At 35.6% G+C, this 26,054-nt stretch carries 28 protein-coding genes, 2 pseudogenes and 1 other annotated feature (1 of these 31 only partly in view); of the genes and pseudogenes, 26 read left to right on the top strand and 4 right to left on the bottom strand.

Features of this window, described 5'->3' with window-relative positions; translation table 11 throughout:
- Positions 1 to 73: 73 nt before the first annotated feature.
- The 4 genes from ACM5BR_RS08940 (at position 74) to alr (ending at position 4,538) form a co-directional block, all read left to right on the top strand.
- Positions 74 to 304 carry a YrhC family protein gene (locus tag ACM5BR_RS08940; protein WP_416827378.1) on the top strand — a complete coding sequence of 77 codons (231 nt, stop codon included), beginning with the start codon at positions 74 to 76 and terminating at the stop codon, positions 302 to 304.
- A gap of 761 nt (positions 305 to 1,065) precedes the next feature.
- Positions 1,066 to 2,514: a MocR-like pyridoxine biosynthesis transcription factor PdxR gene (pdxR, locus tag ACM5BR_RS08935; RefSeq protein WP_416827376.1), complete on the top strand. Its 1,449-nt coding sequence runs from the start codon at positions 1,066 to 1,068 to the stop codon at positions 2,512 to 2,514.
- 4 nt (positions 2,515 to 2,518) lie between these two features.
- Positions 2,519 to 3,430, top strand: coding sequence for a D-alanine--D-alanine ligase (locus ACM5BR_RS08930; RefSeq protein ID WP_416827374.1), 912 nt, complete (start codon positions 2,519 to 2,521; stop codon positions 3,428 to 3,430).
- Positions 3,423 to 4,538 (top strand): alanine racemase, encoded by a 1,116-nt coding sequence (gene alr, locus ACM5BR_RS08925; protein ID WP_416827372.1) that lies wholly within the window; start codon positions 3,423 to 3,425, stop codon positions 4,536 to 4,538. Before ACM5BR_RS08930 ends, alr begins: the two co-directional genes overlap by 8 nt.
- A 203-nt stretch (positions 4,539 to 4,741) precedes the next feature.
- Here the strand turns inward: alr and ACM5BR_RS08920 are convergent, their stop codons facing one another.
- Complete coding sequence (locus ACM5BR_RS08920) at positions 4,742 to 5,137, bottom strand: DUF3224 domain-containing protein (protein WP_416827370.1); 396 nt, start codon at positions 5,135 to 5,137, stop codon at positions 4,742 to 4,744.
- Between the two features lie 327 nt (positions 5,138 to 5,464).
- Between ACM5BR_RS08920 and ACM5BR_RS08915 the strand changes: the two genes are divergently transcribed.
- The 3 genes and pseudogenes from ACM5BR_RS08915 (at position 5,465) to ACM5BR_RS08905 (ending at position 7,388) form a co-directional block, all read left to right on the top strand.
- Positions 5,465 to 6,247 (top strand): putative protein N(5)-glutamine methyltransferase, encoded by a 783-nt coding sequence (locus tag ACM5BR_RS08915; RefSeq protein WP_416827368.1) that lies wholly within the window; start codon positions 5,465 to 5,467, stop codon positions 6,245 to 6,247.
- 36 nt (positions 6,248 to 6,283) lie between these two features.
- Positions 6,284 to 6,577: pseudogene (locus tag ACM5BR_RS08910) on the top strand (IS1595 family transposase); the annotation flags it as partial.
- Between the two features lie 13 nt (positions 6,578 to 6,590).
- Complete coding sequence (locus ACM5BR_RS08905) at positions 6,591 to 7,388, top strand: CPBP family intramembrane glutamic endopeptidase (protein ID WP_416827366.1); 798 nt, start codon at positions 6,591 to 6,593, stop codon at positions 7,386 to 7,388.
- Positions 7,389 to 7,532: 144 nt separating this feature from the next.
- On the opposite strand, the gene ACM5BR_RS08900 is transcribed toward ACM5BR_RS08905, so the two are convergent.
- Positions 7,533 to 7,982, bottom strand: a complete 450-nt coding sequence (locus ACM5BR_RS08900; RefSeq protein WP_416827364.1) for a hypothetical protein — start codon at positions 7,980 to 7,982, stop codon at positions 7,533 to 7,535.
- A 354-nt stretch (positions 7,983 to 8,336) separates the two neighbouring features.
- Between ACM5BR_RS08900 and ACM5BR_RS08895 the strand changes: the two genes are divergently transcribed.
- From ACM5BR_RS08895 to ACM5BR_RS08880, 4 genes and pseudogenes are all read left to right on the top strand, one after another.
- Positions 8,337 to 8,852, top strand: coding sequence for a PadR family transcriptional regulator (locus ACM5BR_RS08895; protein ID WP_416827363.1), 516 nt, complete (start codon positions 8,337 to 8,339; stop codon positions 8,850 to 8,852).
- 198 nt (positions 8,853 to 9,050) lie between these two features.
- A complete protein-coding gene (locus ACM5BR_RS08890) occupies positions 9,051 to 9,749 on the top strand; it encodes a DsbA family protein (protein WP_416827361.1) in 699 nt (232 codons plus the stop codon).
- A complete protein-coding gene (locus ACM5BR_RS08885) occupies positions 9,749 to 10,165 on the top strand; it encodes a disulfide oxidoreductase (protein WP_416827359.1) in 417 nt (138 codons plus the stop codon). Before ACM5BR_RS08890 ends, ACM5BR_RS08885 begins: the two co-directional genes overlap by 1 nt.
- A 179-nt stretch (positions 10,166 to 10,344) precedes the next feature.
- Positions 10,345 to 11,945: pseudogene (locus ACM5BR_RS08880) on the top strand (MDR family MFS transporter).
- 33 nt (positions 11,946 to 11,978) lie between these two features.
- Here the strand turns inward: ACM5BR_RS08880 and ACM5BR_RS08875 are convergent.
- A complete protein-coding gene (locus tag ACM5BR_RS08875) occupies positions 11,979 to 12,647 on the bottom strand; it encodes a polysaccharide deacetylase family protein (RefSeq protein WP_416827877.1) in 669 nt (222 codons plus the stop codon).
- 322 nt (positions 12,648 to 12,969) lie between these two features.
- Here ACM5BR_RS08875 and ACM5BR_RS08870 point away from each other — a divergent pair, with 322 nt between their 5' ends.
- The 15 genes from ACM5BR_RS08870 (at position 12,970) to ACM5BR_RS08800 (ending at position 24,312) form a co-directional block, all read left to right on the top strand.
- Positions 12,970 to 13,854: a cation diffusion facilitator family transporter gene (locus ACM5BR_RS08870; RefSeq protein WP_416827357.1), complete on the top strand. Its 885-nt coding sequence runs from the start codon at positions 12,970 to 12,972 to the stop codon at positions 13,852 to 13,854.
- Positions 13,855 to 13,945: 91 nt separating this feature from the next.
- Positions 13,946 to 14,482 carry an RNA polymerase sigma factor gene (locus tag ACM5BR_RS08865; protein WP_416827355.1) on the top strand — a complete coding sequence of 179 codons (537 nt, stop codon included), beginning with the start codon at positions 13,946 to 13,948 and terminating at the stop codon, positions 14,480 to 14,482.
- Positions 14,475 to 14,984: an anti-sigma factor family protein gene (locus ACM5BR_RS08860; RefSeq protein WP_416827353.1), complete on the top strand. Its 510-nt coding sequence runs from the start codon at positions 14,475 to 14,477 to the stop codon at positions 14,982 to 14,984. The genes ACM5BR_RS08865 and ACM5BR_RS08860 overlap by 8 nt, the downstream gene beginning before the upstream one ends.
- A gap of 2 nt (positions 14,985 to 14,986) precedes the next feature.
- Positions 14,987 to 15,805: a hypothetical protein gene (locus ACM5BR_RS08855; protein WP_416827352.1), complete on the top strand. Its 819-nt coding sequence runs from the start codon at positions 14,987 to 14,989 to the stop codon at positions 15,803 to 15,805.
- A gap of 164 nt (positions 15,806 to 15,969) precedes the next feature.
- On the top strand, positions 15,970 to 16,578 hold the full coding sequence (uptA, locus tag ACM5BR_RS08850) for an undecaprenyl phosphate transporter UptA (RefSeq protein WP_416827876.1): 609 nt from the start codon (positions 15,970 to 15,972) through the stop codon (positions 16,576 to 16,578).
- A 36-nt stretch (positions 16,579 to 16,614) separates the two neighbouring features.
- Positions 16,615 to 17,229, top strand: coding sequence for an undecaprenyl-diphosphatase (locus ACM5BR_RS08845; RefSeq protein WP_416827350.1), 615 nt, complete (start codon positions 16,615 to 16,617; stop codon positions 17,227 to 17,229).
- 35 nt (positions 17,230 to 17,264) lie between these two features.
- Positions 17,265 to 17,909: a TVP38/TMEM64 family protein gene (locus ACM5BR_RS08840; protein WP_416827348.1), complete on the top strand. Its 645-nt coding sequence runs from the start codon at positions 17,265 to 17,267 to the stop codon at positions 17,907 to 17,909.
- A gap of 13 nt (positions 17,910 to 17,922) precedes the next feature.
- The gene (locus tag ACM5BR_RS08835; RefSeq protein ID WP_416827347.1) at positions 17,923 to 19,077 is read left to right on the top strand and encodes an MGDG synthase family glycosyltransferase; all 1,155 of its coding nucleotides are present in this window, start codon (positions 17,923 to 17,925) and stop codon (positions 19,075 to 19,077) included.
- An 83-nt stretch (positions 19,078 to 19,160) separates the two neighbouring features.
- A complete protein-coding gene (locus tag ACM5BR_RS08830; RefSeq protein ID WP_416827346.1) occupies positions 19,161 to 19,898 on the top strand; it encodes a polysaccharide deacetylase family protein in 738 nt (245 codons plus the stop codon).
- Positions 19,899 to 20,149: 251 nt separating this feature from the next.
- Positions 20,150 to 20,539 (top strand): DsrE/DsrF/DrsH-like family protein, encoded by a 390-nt coding sequence (locus ACM5BR_RS08825; RefSeq protein ID WP_416827345.1) that lies wholly within the window; start codon positions 20,150 to 20,152, stop codon positions 20,537 to 20,539.
- A 69-nt stretch (positions 20,540 to 20,608) separates the two neighbouring features.
- Positions 20,609 to 21,178, top strand: coding sequence for a class I SAM-dependent methyltransferase (locus ACM5BR_RS08820; RefSeq protein WP_416827343.1), 570 nt, complete (start codon positions 20,609 to 20,611; stop codon positions 21,176 to 21,178).
- A gap of 243 nt (positions 21,179 to 21,421) precedes the next feature.
- Complete coding sequence (locus ACM5BR_RS08815) at positions 21,422 to 21,982, top strand: sulfurtransferase TusA family protein (protein WP_416827341.1); 561 nt, start codon at positions 21,422 to 21,424, stop codon at positions 21,980 to 21,982.
- A gap of 79 nt (positions 21,983 to 22,061) precedes the next feature.
- Complete coding sequence (locus ACM5BR_RS08810; protein WP_416827339.1) at positions 22,062 to 23,192, top strand: MBL fold metallo-hydrolase; 1,131 nt, start codon at positions 22,062 to 22,064, stop codon at positions 23,190 to 23,192.
- A 23-nt stretch (positions 23,193 to 23,215) separates the two neighbouring features.
- Positions 23,216 to 23,443: a sulfurtransferase TusA family protein gene (locus ACM5BR_RS08805; protein ID WP_416827338.1), complete on the top strand. Its 228-nt coding sequence runs from the start codon at positions 23,216 to 23,218 to the stop codon at positions 23,441 to 23,443.
- A 92-nt stretch (positions 23,444 to 23,535) separates the two neighbouring features.
- On the top strand, positions 23,536 to 24,312 hold the full coding sequence (locus tag ACM5BR_RS08800; protein WP_416827337.1) for a sulfite exporter TauE/SafE family protein: 777 nt from the start codon (positions 23,536 to 23,538) through the stop codon (positions 24,310 to 24,312).
- A 99-nt stretch (positions 24,313 to 24,411) separates the two neighbouring features.
- Here ACM5BR_RS08800 and ACM5BR_RS08795 read toward each other — a convergent pair whose 3' ends face one another.
- Positions 24,412 to 25,758, bottom strand: a complete 1,347-nt coding sequence (locus tag ACM5BR_RS08795) for an amino acid permease (protein ID WP_416827335.1) — start codon at positions 25,756 to 25,758, stop codon at positions 24,412 to 24,414.
- Positions 25,759 to 25,894: 136 nt separating this feature from the next.
- Positions 25,895 to 26,054 (bottom strand) — a binding site (T-box leader) (it continues 72 nt past the right edge of the window).

Genomic DNA, 26,054 nt, shown 5'->3' with positions numbered 1-26,054 from the left:
GTATTTGGTTGCAATTCCTTGGCTTCTAGACTACTAGAATGTGTTACTCTATGTATTATGGAGAGTGATAGTTATGAAGGATTTGCAAACTAAAATAGCAGATTATAATCGGTTTGGTCAAGTTTTATTAGCACTAAGTACGATTTTGATGCTTGGATTACTCGTTCCTAATGGAGAAAAGGTGTGGTCACAGTTTATTGCTATGATTACAGCTGTTGGTGGTTTTTTAGGTCTTTCTTTTTTCTTCTTTTTTCGTGCGAAACAAGTACGTGAAAGGATAGATGAACTAGAGGAAAATGAATGATGATCATTCTTTTATTGATAGCAAAAGCAAGGGTATGCACCTTGCTTTTTTTTTATGAAAAAAAGTTGGTCTCTTCTTTATCTTAGGGTCACAACGTTTTAGTATATGAAAATAAAAGGACCGTACATATTTGATATGTATATTATGTATGGTCCTTTTTGTTATTGTAGCTTTAAAATAAAGTTTGATAAAAATCCTGTATTAAATTAAACAGGATTTTTTTTTTTTTTTTTTATTTTTGTCTATGTTATAAAACTCCAGTATGTTACTCCACAAAAGGGCCATTTAACGGAATAAGACTTTCAAACAAACACTGGATATTTATGTTAATAATAGTTTGGAGGTTGTGAAGAAATGACTTAAACTGAGGGAGTGGAAGAAGGAATTAACAAAGCATCAGGAAATTGATTATAGAAGAAATCTTTTAAAAAGGCTCTGTTAATTGATAAAAATTGTTAATCAGAAAAAATAAGGACCCGTTTGAGGTCCTTTCTTTAAATTTCTAATTAATCCTTTAATTGTCAATAGGAGTAATTTATTTATCTTCAGATTAAAGTTCAGTTAACAACTCATTAAGTTGTTAACATTTTACATAAGTGATAAATAGTAGTTGTCTCTTTCGAAACTATAATTTTTCTGGATTTTTCATTAGACTATTTTTATAGTTCCACACCCTACCACAAGACAGTAAAAATACATATTGTGTGGACCTTTTGGAATAGGTGTAGATATGTAAAAATGTCAACAAGGGGATGAATGTAGTGTTTAACGATTTTAAGCTTACGGAAGGCCGTCCTGTATATATTCAACTTAAGGAATATTTAAAAAGAATGATAACCAACGGGCATTTGCTTGAGCACCAAAAGCTTCCATCCACTCGTGAACTCAGCTCTTTATTATCAATCAGCCGCAACACCGTTCTAACGACCTATGTGGATTTGGAACAAGAAGGCTTTATCTATGCGGTAAAAGGAAAAGGAAGCTTTGTAAGTCATGTTGAGATCTTCAAATCCCCATCCATCCAGTTAAATTGGACTGAGAAAATCAATGAGCAAACCTTTTTGGCAGATGAATTGGATCTCATGAAGCATGGAGTACGCTGGAATAATGAAATGATCTCATTTAATAGTATCGCTCCCGATGAAAAGCTTTTTGATGTTGAAAATTTTAAAAGGGCTTTTTTAAATCGGATGTCCATTGAAGGAGACATCGTTCTTAACTATGGATATGCAAAGGGCTATAAACCACTTATCGAATACCTGCTTCACTACATGGAAATTAAAGGGGTAGACATTAGAAATAAAGATATTTTAATTACCAATGGATTCACAGAAGGTCTGGATATCCTTTTATCCGCTTTAAATAAAAAGAACGGCCGTGTTATTTGTGAAAATCCAACCCATCATTCTGCACTTAAGCTCTTTCGATTACATGGCTTTGAAATCGATGGAATTGAAATGGATGATGACGGTGTCAATGTTAGTAAGCTAGAAACATTCTTATCAAAAAAAGAATATGATTTTGCATACTTCATTCCGTCTTATCATAATCCAACTGGTATCGTAACATCCTCTGAAAAAAGGAAGGAAATCATGGATCTGTTTTTCGCCTATCAGCTTCCGATCGTTGAAGATGGGTTTAATGAAGAATTACGTTACTCAGGGTCACATCTGGCACCGTTGGCTGCCTTTGCCGGACTCGGCAATAATGTCATTTATATTAGCAGCTTCTCTAAAATTCTTTTTCCTGGCTTACGGGTAGGGTGGATTTTAGCAGACAAAGATTTGATTTATTATTTGGAAAGTATGAAAAGAGCTCGAACTATTCATACATCTACATTAGATCAAGCGGTGTTATATCAATATTTAAATGATGGCTACTTTGAGAAGTATATAAAAAAAGCTAAATCAGTCTATAAGAAAAAGTATGAATTAGCTATTCATTATTGTAAGCAATTTATTCCTTTTAAACGAATAACTGGTGACGGTGGTCTCCACCTTTTTATAGAACTAGAAAACGATATCGATTCAAGAAAGCTTTTAGAAAAATGTTATCAAAAGGGAGTTGTTTTTTTCCCAGGCAATGTTTTTTACACGGACAGTAGTGGAAAGAATACTTTACGATTAGGATTTTCTAGGCTGAAAGAAAGAGAGATTATTCAGGGAATTCATATCATAGGTGACACGTTAAAAAATAATTATGGAGGATAAAAAAATGAGAGTCGGTGTAATTATGGGAGGGGTTTCTTCCGAGAAACAAGTTTCGCTCATGACAGGTGAAGAAATGATTGAGCATTTAGATAAAAATAAATATGAAATTGTACCGATCCAACTAGATAACAAAGAAGATTTAGTTGAAAAGGCGAAAAATCTTGACGTTGCGCTACTGGCGCTACATGGCAAGTACGGTGAGGACGGCACCATTCAAGGTACCCTTGAAACCATCGGGGTTCCTTATACAGGGAGTGGTGTACTGTCCAGCAGCTTATGCATGGATAAGAATATCTCGAAAAAAATCATCCGTTTTGAAGGTGTGCAAACGCCTGATTGGATTCACCTTAATAACATGGAAGAACTTAAAATGGATGAAATAGATAAGGTGGGTTACCCAGTAGTTGTGAAACCTAATTCAGGCGGTTCGAGTGTAGGAGTAAAAATTGTTTATGACCAAGACACGATTAAGTCTTCGATTGCTGAAGTATTCAAATGGGATTCCGAAGTGATAATTGAAAAGTATATAAAAGGCGAGGAAATCACTTGTTCTATATTGGATGGAAAGCTTTTACCTGTGGTTTCCATTCGTCATCAGGGAGAGTTTTTTGATTATACCTCCAAATATAATGATGCGGATACCATTGAAGAGGTGGTCCAGCTTCCTTCCGAAACACATAACCGCGTCTCTTGTGCTGCAATGACTTGCTATAAATCACTGAAATGTAGTGTTTATGCCCGAATCGACATGATGATTAAAAACGGTATCCCTTATGTGTTAGAAGTTAATTCATTACCTGGGATGACGAAAAATAGCCTGCTGCCAAAAAGCGCACAATCAGCGGGTATTCCTTATAATAAGCTACTTGACTTGATCATTGAAAATTCACTTAAAGTGAGGGGAAATGATGTATAGACCAATATGGGCTGAAATTAGCCTTAGCAATATTTCACATAATATTTGTGAATTTCGAAGAATAATACCTAACTCAACAAAAATAATGGCAACAGTAAAAGCGAATGGTTATGGACACGGTGCTGTCGAGGTTTCCAAAAAAGCGATTGATAGTGGAGTGGATTATTTAGCGGTGGCTAGTTTAGAAGAAGCCATTGAACTACGAAAATCAGATATTCAAGCACCTATACTTATACTTGGATACACACCTCCTTCAGCATCGAATCATGTTGTGCATTGGGATTTAACACAATCAATTTTTGATATGGAACATGCAGAATCTTTATCAAAGTCTGGGCAGGTCTTAGGAAAAAAGGCAAAGGTTCACGTCAAGGTCGATACAGGAATGGGACGATTGGGACTGCAAGCAGAAGAAGCAAGTGATTTTATCGATATCGTTTCAAAAATGGATGGGCTCTATCTAGAAGGAGTGTATTCACATTTTGCTACCGCAGATGAAGCCGACAAACGGTATGCAGAAACACAAAAGAGCCGATGGAAAAGGTTATTGGAAGAATTGGAGAAACGAAAAGTTTCTATTCCCCTATTTCATATTGCAAATAGTGCTGCAACAATAGAAATGCCAGATATGACCTACGATATAGTTCGTATCGGAATATCAATGTATGGTCTTTATCCATCTAAAGAGGTAAATAAGTCAAAAGTTAATCTAAAACAAGCAATGCAGTTAAAAACCAAAGTCATCCATATTCAGACACTCGAGAAAGGGTATGGTGTATCATATGGAGCAACTAAAATTGAAAGAGATAAAGCAGTTATTGCAACTATTCCGATTGGGTATGCAGATGGATATTCGAGACGCTTATCTGGAATGGCTTACGTTCTAATAAACGGACAAAAATCTCCTGTTTTCGGTAGGATATGTATGGATTTTTGTATGATTGATGTTACTGATATTAAGGGTGTAAATATTGGTGATGAGGTTGTAGTTTATGGAGGTCAAGGAAATCATTTGATATCATTAGATGAAGTGGCAAATATGTTAGAAACCATATCGTTTGAAGTTGCTTGTAACTTGGGTCAAAGAGTTCCTAGAATTTACAAATAACATAAGCTATAGGTAGCATTCATAATTATCTTAATTTTCGGCAATCGGGCGCAAGAATTGAACAACGATGGACTGTTTCAGCAGTCCATTTTTCTTGGCCTTTAATCCGTTAAATGGCAGGATAGTTGAAAAAGCTCGTTCGACGAAAAGGTCATCCTCGTATTTCAAGGATGCCCTTTTTTACTATACTATAGGGTATATCGTTAGAATTTAAAGTCTAGAATCATCTTACTGGTTTGACCTGTAAAATTATAATTATAGGACCCTTTCAAGCTTTCTAAGTCACCTGTAGCTTTGATGATTGTTGCTGGAGAATCTAGATTTCCTTTATCAAATATTCCTTGCTCTATAGCTGTAAATGTCCCCCGTTTGCCCTTATATGTTCCTTCGAAATGCAGAAATCCGGAAATTTTAGAAGTGGCCAAGTGACCATCATCTATATTAGAGTCTATATAATATAATAAATATTCAACAAAAGCTTTTCCTTTTAATTCACCTTCAATATCATATTCGACATGGGCAGTATTAATAGGGAATTCTTTTCTAGTATCATCTACTGGATTTTCATCCCATTTTCTTACTGTAAATGTTACCTCCATGCGTAATCTCCCTTCATTATCAGATAGTAATTCAACACTAGTATAACACCCAAAAAGTACCATTAATAATAGGATTGGAATATTTTTATTTATTTTTCTTTACTAACTTTGTGAAATGTTACACTTAAAGTAACGGGGGTTCTTATCTTCAATAAAGAAAAATAAATGATCTTCCTCAATCGGGCGCTTTCCAGTAATAAGGAATGTGCTTTTCAATTTTAGGGCCATTTTGTTGAAGAAGGATATCTCCAATTTTCAACGAATACACGGTAATAAATAAGCTTATCAAAGGTGGTGAGATAAATAGGAAAAAAATTCAATTTCTTTTTGGACAATAAAACGGAAAAATGTATAATTAACAGGCTTCGGAGCGTGGGTTGTGTTTTCGCAGAAGATGAGACTCAATTACTTATCAGAGAGGCACGAACTCCAGAGGACCTCAAGAAAATGGTGGAAATGCGAGCCAATGGTTTACCCCTTGAATATGTTGTTGGATACGCAAAGTTTTGTGGTTTGCGGATTGAAGTGGACCTAGGCGTTTTCGTACCTCGCCCACGTACCGAGTTTCTTGTTCACCAGGCAGAAGCCCTTTCATGTTCTGGTGATATCATCGTTGACCTATGTTGCGGGTCGGGTGCTGTGGGTGTAGCACTGGCGGCAGCTTTAGAACGAGTTAAATTGTATTCTGTTGACATTGACCCTGTAGCAGTACGATGCGCTAGCCGCAACGTAACGGATTTCGGTGGCCATGTTTTTGAAGGTGACTTGTATAACACTCTGCCCCACTCACTTAAAGGTAATGTGAACATCCTAGTTGCGAACGTACCTTACGTTCCTACCGAGGCAATCAAGCTGCTCCCACAGGAGGCTCGCCTACATGAACCGAAGTTGGCGCTTGACGGAGGAGAGGATGGACTTGACATTCAGCGAAGAGTAGCAGAGGAAGCATTTCTCTGGCTAGCACCGGGAGGACATCTTTTGATAGAGACGAGCGAAATGCAGGCACCTCAGACCTTTGAAATCTTTGCTAGTGCTGGGCTTACCACGAAAGTGGTTAGAGACGGGGAACTGGACGCTACTGTCATTATCGGATCGAATTCTGGTTATTAGAGTAAATAAGCACTTAGTCTTAATGATAAATGAAATGATAATTCTATCATCTGTACTGATAGCCATAAATCTTATATCCAATCTGCTAAAGACCTTAAATTAGACCATAAAAGAATAATGAGAGGGCATTATAATAATGGTATCTATCATATCAACCATAAAAATTCATTACATAGCAAATTAAAAATTCGGATGAATAGATTTAAAGGTGTGTCTACTAAATATTTGAGTAATTATAAGTGGCTTCAATGTTTTGATGATGATAAAGAAATAATTAGAACTAAAAATATGTTAATACATAGTACAATTCTAGTAACGAATTTAATATAAATGAAGGTGACTTATGGTTAATAATTCAAAAAAAGAAATTTTCTTATATTTAGGTATTGTATATGGAATAACATATTTAGTTTTTAGTATTTGCAAAATTGTTGGTATGGATTATAGAAATTTTGTAGCATATAGTATGTTGTTACCCACATTTGGAGCAATAATAACAACATTAATATTTAAAGAAAAGTTTAGTTATATACTAAATAATCTTAAAATTAATAAGTGGATTTTTGTTGGGATTATTATAATTATACTGATATATATACTCTGTAGTATTTTTCAAGTATTACTATATGGATTTGTATTTAAACAATTTAATTTAGTTAAAATTCCAAGTGTATTTGTTTTCTTGAAACAAATTATAATCGGTATTGTTTTAGGAGGATTAAGTGCGACATTTGAAGAAATTGGTTGGCGTGGTTTTTTGCAAAGTCGATTAATATTAAAAAATACTTTTATTAGTTATTTATTTATTGGGATATGTTGGTCAATATTTCATTTTCCTCAAATATTTACTGGTCTAATATATCCAGGTAATATAATAGAAGGCCTTATTATACACACTTGTATTTTGGTTTCGTTTAATATACTACTATGTTACATGAGAGAAAAATCATCATCGCTTATCTGCACTTCAATTACTCATGGATTATTTAATGTTCTAATTTTTACACAGGCAACAGATGTAATATCAAGAGGTAATCAGATAATAGAAGGTATTTTATGGGCAATTTTGTTCTTTACAATTGTAGTAATAGTATTTTTAAAAAATTATAAAAGAAAACTGATAGCAATTATTAATTCGTAATTTTCTAAATTAGTGTATTAACAGGTAGTTTAAATTCAAGTTGAGATTGGATTACCTGTTTTAGTGTGCATATATCAACAATTTAGTCTAACAGAGCCTTATGAAAAAAAGCTGGTCTTAGTTGGACCAGCTTTTTACGCATAATTATCCTAATTTAGTCGTTACAATAAATAATACAGAAACTACAAGTAATGCTGATACAAATAGCCCAGTTGTATATTTAGAAAGGTTAGAAGATGTTGCAGCAACTTCTTTGCTATCAAGGTTCTTCACAGCACGCTTACCTAGAATTGTTAAGGCAATAATTGATCCTAACACAATCAAACTACCAAAATCTTGCATATAACTTAACCAAAATGTTCCTTTTCCTTCTACTTCGGAAGTGAATCTCATGATGAGTCCAGTAATTAGTACAATTGATGCACTTGGATGTGTAATTACATTAAAGAAACGAAGAATTTTCTTTAGGGATTCATTCACACCAGATGTACGAACATCTTTTTTCAATATTAATAATATCCCAGCGACAACAATCATAGCGCCCAGCCAAATTGCTAAGCCAGTAAGATGCAAAAAGAGTAAAAAATTAAACAAAATAATACTCCCCCTATTTTTTGATTTTAAAAATATTTACATCCTCTTAAAAAGAAGACCTGATAAGAGGATTAGTATGACTACTCCAAACTATTCTAACACGTCTGTGTTGTAAATGCTCATCTGAGCTTTTACTCTCATCGTATTTCTACTTGCACTGCCAATGTATCACTTCCTCTTACTTATGTAGTAAAAATACAGTATCATCTAGTGGTAATAATTATACTTTTACCATACAATAAGAAATCATAATTAGTCAAATAATGACTATTCTAATATTGAATAAAGAAGGGTTGACTTCAATCTAATCTATTTTTTAAAATAAAGGGAATGGAATATAAAGGAGTTTTGAACATGGAAGAACGTGCACTTATATTATTAGGAATTTTAATGGCACAAAGTCAGCATGGCTATCAAATAAATGAGTTTATAGAGAAAAATTTAAGTAATATGACAGATATGAAGAAAGCAACAGCTTACAATATGCTTGAAAAATTAAGTACATTAGGTCATGTAGATGTTCATATCGAGCAGGAAGGAAATCGGCCTCCTAGAAAAGTGTATAGTGTAAATGAAAGTGGAACGAAATATTTTCTTGAACTTCTTCGGAAAAATTTAGAAAGTGAAGGAAAAACGAATGATCCAACAGATATAGGTCTTATGTTTATAGATTATTTGCCGTTACATGAGGCAATAGCTTGCTTGGAAACGCGTCTTAGTAAGCTTAACAAACGTATATCTTATCAAGAGCAAGTACCTAGCCATGGCAGTGGCAGCGGTGTAGATCTAGCGGTTGAACGGAATCTTGTCCTGCTACGAGCTGAATGTAGTTGGCTTACTAGCATCATACATCGCTTTCGTAGAAAATAGAGATCATTAAAAATTATAATATTTGATGGAGTTTCATAATAAGAGGATGTACCTTGACACTCCTTTTTATCTAAAAATATAATGACTAGTGTAGGAATAGATTGAGAGTTATGAAGAGGATACTTGTAAGCATAGGTATTTAGGAGATGAAACTTTCACAGTTCCATTATCTAGTAGAAATAATAGGGGGTGAATACAATGGCAAATACGAAGAAAAAAAGAAAGGCATCATCTTCTTCTAAGTGGTTTTTTTGGATCATTGGCATAATAAGTGTATTACTAGTAGGTGGCCTAATTGTTTTAGGAAATACTTCTATTTCTTCTAAACAAGTAGCGAAAATTGATTACAGTGGACAACCATACATAGGAAAAGATACAGCACCAGTCCAAATTGTTGAGTTTGGAGATTATAAATGTCCCGTGTGCAAAACGTTCAATGAAACCATTGTTCCGCAAATCACGAAAGAATTTGTAGATACGGGTAAGGCAAAGCTTTATTTTATGAACTATGCTTTTATTAGTGTAGATTCTACACGTGCAGCTCTATTTTCTGAAACAGTTTATGAAGAGTTGGGAAATTCTACATTCTGGCGTTTTCATGATCTTTTATATAAGAAGCAACCAGAAGATCCGAAATACGAAAAAATGGATTATTTCACTGAAGCATTTTTAACGGATACATTAAAAGAGGTTGCAAGCAGCGACGATGTAAATAAAGTTGTACAAGCCTTTAGTCAGAATAAGGCACAAGCTGCTTTGGATAAGGATATGTCCTATGTAAGTAAACTGCAAATAAGTGGTACACCATCACTTTTTATTAATGGTAAAAAGTTTGAAGGACAAACGTTTGATGATTTGAGAAAGATGATTGATGATGCAGCGAAGGGGAGTAAATAATGAGTAAATCATTTGTCCTTTCGTGGCTAGCCGCCATTATCGCGATGCTCGGAAGCCTATTCTTCAGTGAAGTCATGCATTTCATACCGTGTACACTATGCTGGTATCAACGTATTCTCATGTATCCGCTCACTTTATTAATTGGTATTGCCCTGTATCATAATGATTACACGGTTTATAAATATGTTCTTCCGATGTCTATACTTGGTATGCTTCTCTCTGGTTTTCACTACGCAGAGCAGCATATTCCATCACTTCAACATTTTAAAATATGTACAAGCGGTATTCCGTGCTCTGGGAAGTATATAGAATGGTTCGGATTTATTACAATCCCACTCTTAGCATTTATAGCATTTACCATAATAACTGTATGTATGTTTTATATTCGAAAGCAAGCTTTAGATGGTGAAGAATAATTATTATGTCGGAAAGCCAAGATTATATGAATATGAAAAAAGGACCTACTTGGTCCTTTTTTTATATTGGTTGTACATGCTTGGTTAGTGGCTACCTTATGGTGAGAGAAAAAGAAACCATCTATTAAGGAAAGATTCACTTTAACAGTTTAGTTTTATACGAGAGACGAGGGATTACGATGGAATATACAGAAGCAAAACTAAATCAAATAGAACATACATCCAATCGAAAGCTTCTTATCACGGGACTTATTATCGCAATGCTGTTTGCAGCACTAGATGGAACGATCGTCGGAACTGCAATGCCGCGAATTGTAGGTGAGCTTGGTGGTCTAAGCTTAATGACGTGGCTTACGACAGCATATATGCTTACTTCAACTACTGTTGTACCAATTGCCGGGAAATTAGCTGATATGCTTGGACGCCGTGTGGTATACGTAACAGGATTATTGTTATTTATTGGCGGCTCAGCGTTATGCGGTACTGCACAAAGTATGAATCAGCTTATTTGGTTCCGTGCTCTTCAAGGGATTGGAGGAGGCATTATGATGCCGATGGCCATGATTATAATCGGGGACCTGTTCTCAGGTAAAGAGCGTGCAAAATGGCAAGGTGTCTTTGGTGCTTTGTATGGTATATCCTCAGTTATAGGTCCGCAAATTGGCGGTTAGATTGTCGATGGAAGTAGCTGGAGATGGGTATTTTATATAAATTTACCTGTTGGAATTGTAGCAACAATTTTAATTGCTATGGGATTGAAAAGTAATAAAACGAAAGGACCAATTGTTTTGACATTTCAGGAATGTTCACTATGATTGTAGGTGTAGTTAGCTTACTACTAGCATTAACATTTGGTGGAGTAGACTATGCGTGGTCATCATGGCAAATTATTTCTCTATTTGTGATTGCGGTTATTTCGTTGATTTCATTTGGATTCATTGAGAAAAGAGCGAAGGAACCTATTCTTCCCATTCATTTATTTAAAAATCGTACATTTACAACGTTGAGTGGAATTGGATTTTTCATGAGTGTAGGTATGTTCGGAGCGATTACGTTCGTACCGTTATTTATGCAAGGGATTGTTGGAGTCAGTGCAACGTCATCGGGTACCATTATGACACCGATGATGATTGCACTTGTTATAGCAAGTATTATAGGCGGGCAGCTCGTTCAAAAGATTGGAGTAAAGCCTCAAATTATTATGGGTATGATCATAATGGCAACTGGTTTTGGATTATTATTAACTTTAAGTCAAAACACTACGCAGCATAGTGCTATGCTTAATATGATGGTAATTGGATTAGGAATAGGCTTCGTTATGCCAACGATTACGCTTGCCTTACAAGAAAGCTTTTCAAAAGAAGAGCTAGGTGTTGTAACCTCTTCGAGTCAATTTTTCCGACAAATTGGTGGAACATTCGGTATGACCATATTGGGTACTATTATGAATCAACGTTCGGGTCAATTGCTTACAGATAATCTGTTACCGAAATTACAAGCTATCCCACATGGAGCAAATACAATGGTAGAACAATTTAAGTCGATGATATTGACAAATCCAAGCTCCTTGTATTCTGCCTTATTTGATCCTAAGACCCTTGCAAATATGCCTGCTTCGATGAAAGAGATGCTGGTACCAACTTTAAAGGATTCGTTAATGAATTCTTTACATACCGTTTTTCTGTGTGCAGTTTTTATCGTTCTCGTGGGAGCAGTTCTTGCGTTATTTCTTACTAATATTAAACTTTCTAACCGAAAAGCGAAAAAACGTGCTTCATAAGTTTTGTAACGAGCAGCCTTCCAGGGCCGCTCGTTATTTTTTATCTTTGTATTCCAGTAATTCTGATACGGTCACAAATTCGTATCCCTTCTGTATGAGTGAAGGGAGGATAATTTTTAGCGCGCGAATGGTCTGTGATTTATTGTAAAGCCCGTCGTGCATAAGTACGATATCCCCATTTCGTGCATTCTTCAAAACATGATTCGCTATCGCGTTTACACCAGGTGAAGACCAGTCCCTCGTATCTTGATGCCATGACCATAATATGGTTTTGTATCCTTCTTGCTTTGTAAGATCTAGTAATTCCTCGCTCATATAGCCACCTGGAGGTCGAAAGAGAAGAGCTGAATTAGGCTTCCATTTCTCAATATATGTTTGTGTCTCTAAAATTTCTTGTTTCATATGTTCGATGGAACTTCTGGTCGAATAACAATGTGTCATGGTATGATTTCCGATTTCATGTCCTTCTGCTACAATTCGATCCATTATTTCTGGATTTTCTTTCATACGATTGCCTACAACAAAAAAAGTAGCATGTACATGATACTGTTTTAAAATATTTAATATTTGAGGAGTAAAAATCGGATTCGGACCATCGTCAAAAGTGAGTGCAATTACCTTATGAGAAGTAGGTACTTCCCACACAATATCTCCTTGCGATTCTACTTCTGATCGTTTGATTTTCTTAGCCTCGACATGCATAGGAGTAAGCACGAAACAAATGATGAGTGCTGATAGAAGATAGACACGAATAGCAACCACCTCTTTTCCTTACCTTAATATTTGAGGAAAATCAAAAAATATACAGGAATGAACGATAACATATTATGTAAATATTAGTTAGGAAAAAGGATAGGATTGAAAGTTTCTCTGGTGAAAAAAAGTTATAATATCGCTACTTATGTATCGGAAAACAACATTGTTTGCATAGACCCACACGATATTGGTTTGGTAAGCTAATAAAAGTATTACAATATATATAAGGGCATTTTGAACAAAAGGAATTAGAGAGGAGTCTTGATGTATGTCGCGTACATCGCCTTTACTTGTCGCTTGGATAAGTGTTTTTAGTAATGTGTTATTAACTATTTTAAAATTAATGGTAGGAACTATATTTCAAAGTCAGGTATTAATTGCAGATGGTATCCACAGTGCAGCGGATGTTGCTGCCTCTATCGCATCCTTAGGATCCATGAAAATTGCAATGCAGCCGGCTGACGAAGACCATCCCTATGGTCATGGGAAAGCAGAAGTTATTTCATCGGCAATTGTTGCCGTTATTTTAGCGCTTGCAGCTATATTTATCGCCTATGAATCCATAACATCTTTGTTCGAACCAGCTGTTAAGCCTCATATCGTAGCGTTTGTTGCAGCAGTCGTTTCCCTTGTTTGGAAAGAAATCTTATACATATATACATTTCAAGTTGGAAAACGAGTAAATAGCAAAGGATTGTTAGCAACAGCTTATGATCATCTTGCTGATGTGTATGCTTCCTTAGCTGCTTCTATCGGTATCGGAATTGCACTGCTAAATGAAATAATCCATATTCCTTATGGCGCATATGGAGATCCGATAGCAGGAAGTATCGTATCGATTTTTGTACTTCGTCTCGCCATGCAGATGGGAAAAGAATCGATTGATACGTTAATGGAAGGAAGTATGACATTAGAAAAAGTACAATTGTATCGTAAAATCATTGAACAGAATCCACATGTGATGCGGATTGATCGATTACGTGCAAGAGAATTGGGCCACTATGTATTAATTGATGCAAGAATAAGCGTTCCTGCAGAGCTTACCATTCAGCAGGGCCATGATATTGGCAGGGAAATAAAGCTATCCATTATGAAGGAATATCCAGATGTAAAGGAAGTTCTCATTCATTTGAATCCATGGTATAAAAAATAAAAATAAGTGATAATGAAAAAATAAAGTGAACATTTTTAAATATTAGTTGGTCTTTTTAAGAAGGAAAAGAAGACTGGAGGGGCGGGAGTATGTGCAACAGGATTTGCATGAGTTAATTCAGCGCGCAAAAAAAGGGAAGGAAGATGCATTTGCAAAACTGGTTACCATGTATAAAGGTGAAGTGTTTCGTCATGCCTATGCGATGGTCAATGATAGGATGGAGGCCGAAGATATTGCACAGGAAGCGTTTCTTAAAGCATATGTATCTCTGCCAAGACTAGAAAATGAATATGCATTCGTTTCTTGGCTCACGAGAATTGTTACGAATTTATGCTATGATCGCTTGAAAAAAATGAATAAATCAAAGATTGTCTCATCAGAAGAAGAGATGTTAAACGCGAGTAGCGATGATATGGAGCAAACACAAACACGTTTAACGATTCAGGAAGCTATGCAAAGATTATCGCTTGAACATAGAACGGTCCTTATCTTAAAAGATGTTCAAGGATATTCCTACGACGAAATAGCAGCTATTATACATGTTCCAGTTGGAACGGTAAAGTCACGGTTAAACGCTGCCAGAATGATGGTAAGGAAAGAACTTTCTAGAGGTGATGAGAATGCATGAGGTAGAAGAATTATTATCTGCCTACGTAGACGATGAAATAAGTTCCGATGAACGTATGAAAGTAGAAGAGCACCTTAGAACATGTGAGTCATGCCAACAACAGGTACAAGAGCTGACCCAGATGAAGCAAAATATCTCAAGAGCTTATTTTGATGTCCTGCCAGATGATCATTTTGAAGCACTTGTAATGGAAAATATCTCATCTTATAAGGAGCAATTGAATCGAAGAAAGAGAAGGATACATGCTTCTGTTTTGATTATTGGAGTAGCACTCATTTTATTTATTTTCCTTCAGACTAGCTCAGCATTGTTTGCATTTTTTCAAGTTTTCTTTTCCTTCTTACATGTAAGCATGAGTCTTATTCGGGCATTTGTAACGATTGTTTCCTCTGTTCCTACTATCATTGGAACAATCGTCATGTCGACCGTGTTCGTTCTCATTTTTTCAAGCTGGTCTATTCACCGGCTGCTACGGACGAAAACTGTTGTTAAGGAGGTATAAATTTGAAAAAATTCCCATTATCACTACTTATTATGTTTGTTTTTTTTCTTTTCATGCAACAGCACGTATTTGCAGAAGAAACAAACTTAATTCAATTTAAGGACACCATTATTCAGGATTATCAAAAAATGGAAGGAATTCTCGTTGTTGGTCATAATGTAACGGTTGAAGGAACGGTCAAAACAGCAGTAATTGTTATAAATGGAGATTTACATATTAAACAAACTGCGACCATTACAGGACCCATTCTCGTTATTGGGGGACAAGTAGAGCAAGATCCTGGAGCAAAAATTGGCGAACACCTTATTGCACTGCAATTTAATGATGCTACGCAAAATAGCTTTTTGTTTGCTGGCGGACTGATTCTTGGAATATGGATCATTCGAATCATGATTGTTATAGGTATGGGGATATTTACTATACTAACAGGGGTTCTTATGAAACAACGAATTGATCGTATAGGTACTCTTATTCAATATGGGTGGGGACGATTGCTTGTAACTGGAGCATTTGTAAGTCTTGCTTTAGTAGCACTAAGTATCTTGCTTACTATCAGTATAATTGGAATTCCAATTGCTATTGTTCTGCTATTTATGTCGTTTCTTTCCCTATTTATCGGGATGGCTACAATTAGTAGTATAGTTGGACAGAAGATAAAAGGATTAGAAGCTAGCCCGCAGTGGAAAATCATTATGATTGGGTGTATGATTCTAATAGCTTGTATGAGTATCCCTTTGCTTGGAGGTTTCGTTACTTTGCTAACGCTTTGGCTGTCCTTTGGAATTTCAATAAAATGGATGGCAGAAGTTCGAAAAAAATGATTCGTATCTTTTATTTCTGATGTTTCTAGAGTATCCTTTTGTATGCTATGTATTGTTATAAAATAAACGAAATAAATAGTAGCAAAAAAATTTTTTATTTCATTTGAACTTTTTTCGTATTGCCTTCGTCCATTAACATGAATAATAAAAGGAGGCAATTTACGATTATGAGTAGTTTTGTTCACAGTGTTTTACTTACATTAATGAATTTTGGATATGCTGGTATTGCATTTGGATTAATGATAGAAATTATCCCGAGTGAGATTGTACTTGCCTATGCTGGTTTCCTTATTACTATGGGTAAAGTTAGTTTCATCGGTACTCTTATAGCAGGGGTTTTCGGCGGTGTACTAGCTCAATTATTTTTATATTGGATCGGTAAATATGGTGGTAGACCGTTTTTACTTAAATACGGAAAATTTTTGCTTATTCGTGAAAAACAAATCGATATGGCTGAACGATGGTTTAACAAGTATGGAGTTGGGGTCATATTTACAGTAAGATTTATTCCAGTTGTACGCCATGCTATTAGTATTCCAGCAGGTATTTCACGAATGTCATTTACGAAGTTTACGGTTTACACTACGCTTGCTGTCATTCCATGGTCTATTATGTTTATTTATTTTGGAGAAGTATTGTCATCAAATTGGGAGCATGTCAAAGAGATTGCTAAGCCTTATGAACAGTCAATCATGATTGTAGCCATCTTAGCTATAATCGTCTACCTGTTTGTGAAATTTCAAAAAGGTAGAAAAGCAAAAGCTCGTGCTTAATTTTTGCATCTTGGAGGAACAGAAGGAGATAGTCAAATGAATTATGAAGTATTTCAACTAATTAACAATTTGGCAGGGCAATCTGCTATTTTAGATAAAATAATGGTATTTGCAACAAAAAGCACACCATATATTGCCATAATTATTTTATTGGCTCTTTGGTTTAACAATCGTAAGGTAGATCATGCAGCATTAAAAAAACAATATACAGTTATTTACGTAGTTCTATCTACTGTGTTTGCTCTTGCGATAAATGCGATTATTCACAGCGTATATTACCATCCACGTCCATTTGTTACGCATCAAGTTCATCAATTAGTTGCACATGGTGCAGACTCTTCATTTGTAAGTGATCATTCTGTGCTTGTGTTTGCAATTGCTTTTACACTATTGCTTCGCAATGATTCCTTAAAGAATCTTGTGTTAACTTGGGCAATTCTTGTTGGAATATCAAGAATATATATAGGCGTACATTATCCGTTAGATGTTATTGGAGGAGCGTTTCTTTCCTTCATGACAAGCTTTATCGTGGTTTCAAATGAAAAAATGGTAGAACCTCTTGCACAGTTTGTCTTTCGTATATTCAAAAAAATTACCATTGCCATTCCGGTTCTTTCGAAGTATTATCATGTAACGCGTCGTAATGGGTAATTTGATCTCGTAGCTTTACGACTAAGGAGTATTTCATGAAAAAAAGATTACTTAGTATTCTTTTCATAGCTACAATTCTAATAATTGGGTACATAAATCGTACCCAATTATTAGATTGGATTAAAGCAGGCGGTTTTTTTTCTGTTATGATTAGCATGCTAGTGGTTGCGATGGGGGCATTTTTCCCCATAATACCATTTCCTATTTCTGGTGGGGTAATTGGGGCTGTATTTGGTGTTTGGCAAGGAGCCCTCATTTCTTTAGCAGGGGCAATGCTAGGTACAACCGTTTTTTTCTTACTCGTACGTTATGGATTTCGCAACATTGCTAGGTCCTACGTATTGAAGTATGAAACAGTAAAAAAATATGAAATGATGATGCTAAATAAGCCGTTTCTTGCAGTATGCTTAAGTAGAATGATAACTTTTATTCCTGCTGCAGCTGTAAATATTATCTGGGCATTAAGTGATGTTGGGTTATTTACATTTTTCTTTGCATCTTCCTTAGGGAAAATTCCTAATATTGTACTTGTTAATTTTGCAGGTTCAATTTTTACACAACATAGCTGGATAGCCATTATAATTTATGCTACTTATAATATAATTATAGGAGCAAGTCACTACTTTCTGATTTTTAAAAATGAAATAAATGAAATAAAAAAGAGCAAAACTATAAGATGAGCAGGTGACAACTATGGCAGGAAAAGATAAAATTCTTATTTTTTCTAGCACCTTTGGAGAAGGACATCAGCAAGCTGCCCGTGCAATCTCTGAAGTCGCCAGGCTACATAGACAAGGTGTTGAGACTATTGTCTTTGATTTTATGGCGTGGGCACATCCATTTCTATATCCGATCGGCCATTATATGTATATGAAAGGAATAAAGGCCTTTCCAAGTATTTTTGGATATTTGTTTCGAAAAACACGTCAAAGTAACTCTCCAACGCTGAAATTACACTTTCTGTCTGAAGAGCTTCAACGTATGCAAAGACTTCTCGAAGAGATACAGCCAACCGTTGTTGTTAGTACCTTTCCATATACAGCTTATATTATTTCAAAGCTAAAGGAGCACGGACTTTGTAAAGTTCCCTCGGTAACAGTTATTACGGATTATACGGACCACGGCTATTGGATACATCCTAACACGGATCAGTATATCGTAGGATCCCAAGAGGTACGAGAAGCCCTGCAAAAGCGAGGAGTAGCAAAAGATAAAATAGCAGATACAGGCATACCGATAAGACCAGAATTTGCTAACAGTTATTCTCATTCTATGCTATTGGAAAAATACGGATTAGATCCTTTCATTCCTACTATCCTTATCATGGGTGGCGGGTATGGTCTAATAGGGAATGCTACGTCACTCTTTCATATGCTGGCGACATTTCCGCAGAAGCTCCAAATTTTAATCGTATGTGGACATAATGAAAAGCTAAAAGGAATTGCAGAAGAAGAATTAAAGGACAGCCAGCATCATATTTTCGTAACAGGATATATTGAATATGTTCATGAACTTATGGCAATTTCCGACCTTATTGTGACGAAGCCTGGCGGAGTTACTATTTCTGAGGCGATGGCAATGGGGCTACCAATGCTTATTCATCATGCATTGCCAGGACAGGAGCAGGATAATGCAGATTTTCTTAAACAAGCAGGGGTTGCTATACAAGCAAAAACAATTAAAGATTTACAAGTAATGTTAGAAGAACTTATAAGTAATCCACTCTCTTATTTGTCATTGAAGAGAAATGTAGAAATATGCAAGCGAAAGCAATCCTCGCTTGACGCTCTATTTGTCATCTTACAAATAAGTCAACATGTAAGAAATCTTATGCCAACACTTGTTTAACTGAACTTATACTATCTTTTTTGCTATTATATATTATTTTTTTTAGATAGAGAGACAGGTATTTTAATACGGAGATGAATGAAATGTGGATTATATTATTTTACTTCCTACTACTCTTTGCCCTTTTATATGCAATTATTCCTAATATTATTGCACGATTAGGGTTTGGCGTGATTTTAAAAAGCAGGGTTCGTAATGAAATTGCCTTTACATTTGATGATGGTCCGAACCCTATTTATACACCTCAGCTTCTTGCCTTGTTGAAGAAGTATGGAGTGAAAGCAACTTTTTTTGTTGTAGGAGAGAAGGCCGAGAGGTATCCAGATATACTTAAGCAAATACATGATGAGGGTCATGAAATAGGTATCCATAACTATGTTCATGTCTCGAATTTACTGTTATCTCCTTGGAAGTTGAAGAAACATTTAGAGAGTACAGCATCCTATGTTGAACAGATTACGGGAACACGTCCCGTTTTTTATCGTCCACCTTGGGGGCTAATAAATGGACTTGACTTCTTTATCCATAGAAACTTTCGAATGGTAATATGGTCGATTATCGTGGGGGATTGGCGAACAAAAGGCGGCAGTGAAAGAATTAAACAAAAGCTGCTACGTTCTATACACGATGGAGATGTTATTGTCTTACATGATAGCGGCGATACGTGGGGTGCCGAGCCAAATGCACCGGAATTTATGCTGCAATCGTTAGAAGAAGTGCTTCAGGAAGTATTGAAAAATGGCCATACATTAGTAAAGATGGGCCAGCTTTTTTCTGAGAAAACAGTTTCATATAGTGAAACAAAAAGCCATCATTTGTGATGGTTTTTTGTTTTATCCAGCTATATAAGGGCAGTAAAGCTCCCACCGAGGGAAGTTTTACTTTATGAATAAAAAACGAGCGAATTTACACTATAAGGTGTTGCTTTATAGTAAATATTAGAGTATTATACCTACTAGGGTATATAACGCTTTTGTTTATACCCAGACAGGTATTGAATAATACCTATATGTTCTTTTTACAAAGTACTTTTATACAAATGAAAAACGATATGAAAAATGGGGGTATTTTGATGAAAGTAGCAATTATTGCAGCGAATGGCGGACTGTTTGATGCGTATAAAGTTTTTAATATTGCAACAGCTGCAGCAGCAACAGACGCTGAGGTGAAAATCTTCTTTACATTTGAAGGATTGCAACTTATCCATAAAGAAGGGCTTAACCATTTACAAGCACCGGCAGGAAAAGAAAACATGCAAGAAGGATTCCAAAAGGCTAATGTACCTGCCATTGCAGAACTTGTTCAAATGGCGCAAGAATTAGGGGTTACATTTATTGCATGCCAAATGACAATGGATGTTATGGGACTAGTACAAGAAGAGTTTGTAGATGGTACAGAAGTAGGCGGAGCCGTTACATTTTTAAGTTTTGCTAAAGATGCAGATGTTTCATTAACATTCTAATTTTTCGACGGTGGAAGATACCTATGCAAAAGGGTATTTCTAAAATTTTGAAAGGAGAATGGATAGTAGATGGCTGGACATCGCTTTAATCCTGAAAAGGCTGAAAAGTTACTCGATCCAAAAAGAAAAGAAGTTGTTACTCCTGAACAAGTCATTGAAATTTTACGCATACAAAAAGATGATAAGGTAGCTGACTTAGGTGCCGGAAATGGTTATTTTACAATACCTATTGCAAAAATAACAGAAGAAACGGTTTATGCAGTTGATATCGAACCGAAAATGCTAGGCTATTTACGTGAAAATGCGGAGAAGAATGACATAACAAATCTTTCGTATGTAAGAAGTGACATATCTAAAACTCCTATCCAAAATGGGGTATGTGATAAGGCATTAATTGGTTTTGTAACACATGAAGTTGAAGATGTAGAATCTCTATTACTAGAAGTTAAGCGAATCGTAAAAAAAGAAGGAGCGTTACTCATCCTTGAATGGGAAGCGGTTTCCAGCGAATTTGGTCCAGCTTTGCAAGAACGCATTCCTTCACAACAATTAAAGAAACAGCTTGAAAAGAATGGTTACACAGTAGAGTTATTTATAATTAGTAATACTGTATATGGTTTGTTAGTAAAGTTCTTGTAAACCGTACTATAAAATATGATTGCGTAAAGGAATACTCCTTTTTGCGTAATTATATTCGTTAAAACGACATCCATAATATCGTAGGAGTAGGGTATATTTTTTTATAAAAAAATATACCCTAGTAGGTAAAAACCGTTCCTATAAGTGATTCTTCCTTAAAGCGTTCGCAAATGTATAGATACGATGGATCATTTAAATATAAAACATTTTAACAGTTGAAGAAACGATAAGGGAGAGTATTTCATGGTTAAAACAGATGTAACCGTTGATGCGAAGGGATTATCTTGCCCAATGCCAATTGTGAAAACAAAAAAAGCAATTGACGCCGTGCAACCAGGGCAAGTAGTTGAGGTTCAAGCTACAGATAAAGGATCAAAAGCAGATATTGTAGCGTGGGCAAAGAATACAGGACATCAATATATTGGATTGATTGAAGAAGGCAATGTGTTAAAACATTATTTGCGAAAGGCAAGCGCCGAGGATCAAAGAGAAGAAACAAAATATCCGAATGTGATTACGAATGAGGAACTAGTAAGTAAAATTGAGGACTGCTTTATTTTAGATGTACGTGAACATGCTGAATATGCATTTGGCCATATACCTGGATCGTATTTCATACCATTTGGAGAGTTAGAAGAGAAGCTAACAGAGCTTCCTAAAGATAAAGAAATATATGTCATTTGCCGAACAGGAAGACGAAGCGATTTAGCTGCACAACTTCTTGCAAAAAATGGTTTTACAAATGTTGTGAATGTCGTGCCTGGTATGTCTCAATGGACGGGTGCTATTGAGAAGAACGCATAATAATAAGGAGAACCATCAGTTGTATGCATGACAACTGGTGGAAAATTTTTATAAATATTATACCATAGGGGGTACACGAATGATAACAGAAGTAACTTCTGCAGATATCGTAACAAAGCTTCTTAACAAGGAAGAGCTTTTCATTTTAGATGTCCGCAATGAAAGTGACTTTAATGATTGGAGAATTGAAGGGGAAAAAGTTACGTTAATAAACGTACCATATTTTGATCTAATTGATAGTGTAGATCCTGTACTAGATAAGTTGCCTAAAGGTCGTGATGTCTTAGTGGTTTGTGCGAAAGAGGGATCTTCCAAGTTTGTCGCAGAAGCTCTTGATGAAGCAAATGTACCAAATGTGTCTTATTTACAGGGTGGAATGAAAGCATGGAGTGAACATTTGTATCAAGCAATGGTATACCAAGACTCTGATATGAAAGTATATCAATTTATAAGAGTAGGTAAAGGTTGTCTTTCTTACATGATTATTTCAGGTAAAGAATCCCTTGTTATAGATGCTTCCCGTTTTGTAGAACAATATGAAGAAATTGCGAAAAAAGAAGGGGTAATAATTTCTCATATTGTAGATTCTCATTTGCATGCGGATCATATTTCTGGCGGTAGAGAATTAGCTAAACGAACTGGTGCATCTTACTATTTAATGAAGAGTGAAGGAGCAATATTTACATTTTTACCTCTTGAAGATTTTAATAAGATACGTTTTGAAAATGTAAGCTTGGAAGTGCTAGCTGTCAAAACACCAGGTCATACACCAGGTAGTGTTTCCTTCCTTGTAAACAATAAGCTACTGTTCTCGGGAGATACTATTTTTGTTGGAGGGTTAGGGCGTCCAGATTTAGGCGGAAAGGCAGCTGAATGGGCAGCTGATTTGTATGATACCGTCTATGAAAAAGTAGCAAATATAGCTGACGATGTAATTGTTCTGCCAAGTCATTACGCAGATCTAGATCGTGAAATAAATGGAGAAGGATACATTGGTGATACATTAGGTAGCATTCGTAATCGCAACGAAATGATGCAAAATCAAAATAAAGAAGAATTTATTGAAAAAGTTGTACAGAATGCAAATTCTGAAACTCCTCCTAACTTTGAGGAAATTGTAGCGATTAATCGTGGTGATGTAGATGCAACACCAGAAAAACAGCAAGAACTAGAAATTGGACCAAACCGCTGTGCTCTTCACCATTCATAAAAATTAAGAATTGAGGGATCGTAATGAAAAGTGATAAAATACTAGATGCTACAAGTCTATCTTGTCCAATGCCAGTTGTTCAAACGAAAAGAATGATAGATAGAATGGAAAGCGGGCAAATTCTTGAAATTCATGCAACGGATAAAGGATCAAAGAAAGATATTCCAGCTTGGGTTCAAGCAACGGGGCATACATTGCTTCATCAAGAAGATAACGGTGAAATGTTTAAGTATTGGATTCAAAAGGCATAATTGTCGAATGATTTATTTACTAGCAGTGGTGTAAAACACTCCACTGCTAGTAGTTTACTTGATGAATTTTTGCATCATAGGAGGAATGCATGATGAGTATTAGTTTAATACTCCTTATTTTTATTATTGGATTTATCGGCTCATTTCTGTCTGGCATGCTTGGAATTGGTGGAGCAATTATTAATTATCCGATTTTACTCTATGTTCCTGCACTACTTGGATTTTCATCCTTCTCAGCTCATGAAGTTTCAGGAATTGTAGCCGTTCAAGTATTTTTTTCAACGCTAAGTGGTGCATGGTACTATCGAAAAAGCGAATATGTAAACAAATCACTTGTTTTATATATGGGAGTTAGTATTTTAGTAGGTAGCTATCTTGGTAGTTCTGGATCAAAATGGATTAGTGAAGGGCAAATTAATGTACTGTATGCCGTGCTGGCAACTATAGCAGCAATCATGATGTTTATTCCGAAAAAAGGATTAGATGATTTACCATTACAGGAAGTCAAATACAATCGTTGGATTGCCGTGATAGCAGCGTTTGCCGTTGGTTCCGTTTCGGGCATTGTAGGAGCAGGAGGAGCCTTTATTTTAGTTCCAATTATGCTCGTTATCTTAAAAGTTCCAACACGTATGACGATAGCGTCCTCGCTTATCATTACGTTTTTATCCAGTATTGGTGCAACAACAGGTAAAGTGATGACTGGTCAAATTGTATGGCTGCCAGCAGCAATTATGGTAATAGCAAGTCTTCTTGCATCACCACTCGGTGCAAAGATAAGTAAAACGATATCACCTAAAGTGCTGCAAAACATTTTAGCAATAATAATTTTAGCAACCTCTATAAAAATTTGGATAGGTATGCTGTAGAAATTCAAAAGGAAATACGAAAAGGATCACCACTTTTACTGTTGATATAGCAGTATGAGTGATGATCCTTTTGTTATGATTTTACATACAATGCCTTTATTATTTGTTTGCTTCTTTTTTTCTATACACAAAAGACATGCTAGTTAATGTGATTAATAAAATAATACAAATAATGGAACCTATAATATTTTGCGTATTGGTTATGAAAAAAATAAAAATGACAGATAAACTTGCTATTGCAAATAATGTGGGGTATGGAAACCACCGCATATGAAAGAAAGGAAGCTGATCATATTGTCGTCGCAATTTTAATTGTGCTAGGCAAATGCTAATCCAAAGGAGATTCACAGATGTTCCTGGAATGGACATAAGATCGCCAATTACTTTATCCGGTGTTATATACGAGATAACGACACCTATCGCTAAACAAATTCCGTTAAGTAAAATCCCGTATATAGGAACACCGTTCTTTGATAAGATGGAAAGAAGTTTCGGCGCTTCATTATTTTGTGCCATAGCGTGCAATGTTCGTGATGTTGCATACATGCCAGAATTCGCTGCAGACATAACAGCAGTGAAAAGAACAAAATTCATTATGCTTGCTGCGTTTCGAAAACCGACAGAAGAAAATACTTGTACAAATGGGCTATCTTTTCCTGACACTTCATTCCATGGAATTAAGCCGCAAATAATGAGAATGGGAAGAATATAAAAAATAATAACTCTCCAAACAACGCCTTTAATGACACTAGGTAACACTTTTTCAACAGACTTTGTTTCTGTTGCTGCTACACCGATTAATTCTGAGCCACCATAGGAAAACATAACAACTAATAAGGAAGCAAACATACCCTTTAAGCCGTGAGGGAAGAATCCGCCATTCGATACGTAGTTCGTAAAAGGATGACTTGGTGAAGCTGACGAGAATCCGAATAAAATGAATCCGCCAATGATAATAAAAGCAATAAGAGCAGTAATCTTTATTCCAGCAAACCAAAATTCTAATTCTCCATAATATTTCACTTGGAACGAATTTAAGGAGACGATAAAGACAGCACAGATTAAACTTAACAACCATAGCGGCATGGATGTAAACCAGTATTGTAAGAAGCTACCTGCTGCTACGATTTCTACTATTGTGACAATCATCCAATTGAACCAGTACAACCATCCAATGACGAATGAAAACTGAAATCCGAAAGCCTTGTACATAAGACGTTGTATATTTAAATGTGGGTATACAACAGCTAATTCTGCTAATGCAGTCATTACGATGAATAAAAGAAGACCTCCTAATAAGTAGGCAAATACTACGCTAGGACCAGCAATGTGTAATGTATCACTACTTCCTTTAAATATACCAGTACCAATCATTCCAGCTAACGCAAGAAGCTGAACGTGTCTAGGCATTAAACCTCTTTTCAGTTGTTGTTCTTCCATCTGCAACCCTCTCTTTTCTTTCGTATAGTTGAATGATAATGCAAAATAGCTTCTTCCATTTCTTGTACTATCTGTTTAATTTAGATATAAAATCCCCCTAAAAAAGTATAAAAATGTATAAAAAAGCCCCTACTGAAAATACAGTAGGGACGAATTATAATCGTGGTACCACCCTATTTGTGAGTATAAACATACTCACCACTTGATATACATAACGGAATTACCCGTCTTTTTCATCGTAAGTTGTAACGCCTTACAATGAAAAGAAGCTCCAAGAGTCCAATTCATACTTAAATAATGTG

It is taken from the genome of Ectobacillus polymachus (genome assembly GCF_048159605.1).
GTDB lineage: Bacteria > Bacillota > Bacilli > Bacillales > Bacillaceae_G > Ectobacillus > Ectobacillus polymachus.
The sequence above is the reverse complement of the archived record's forward strand: the minus strand, read 5'-3'. Positions and strand labels throughout refer to the sequence as shown.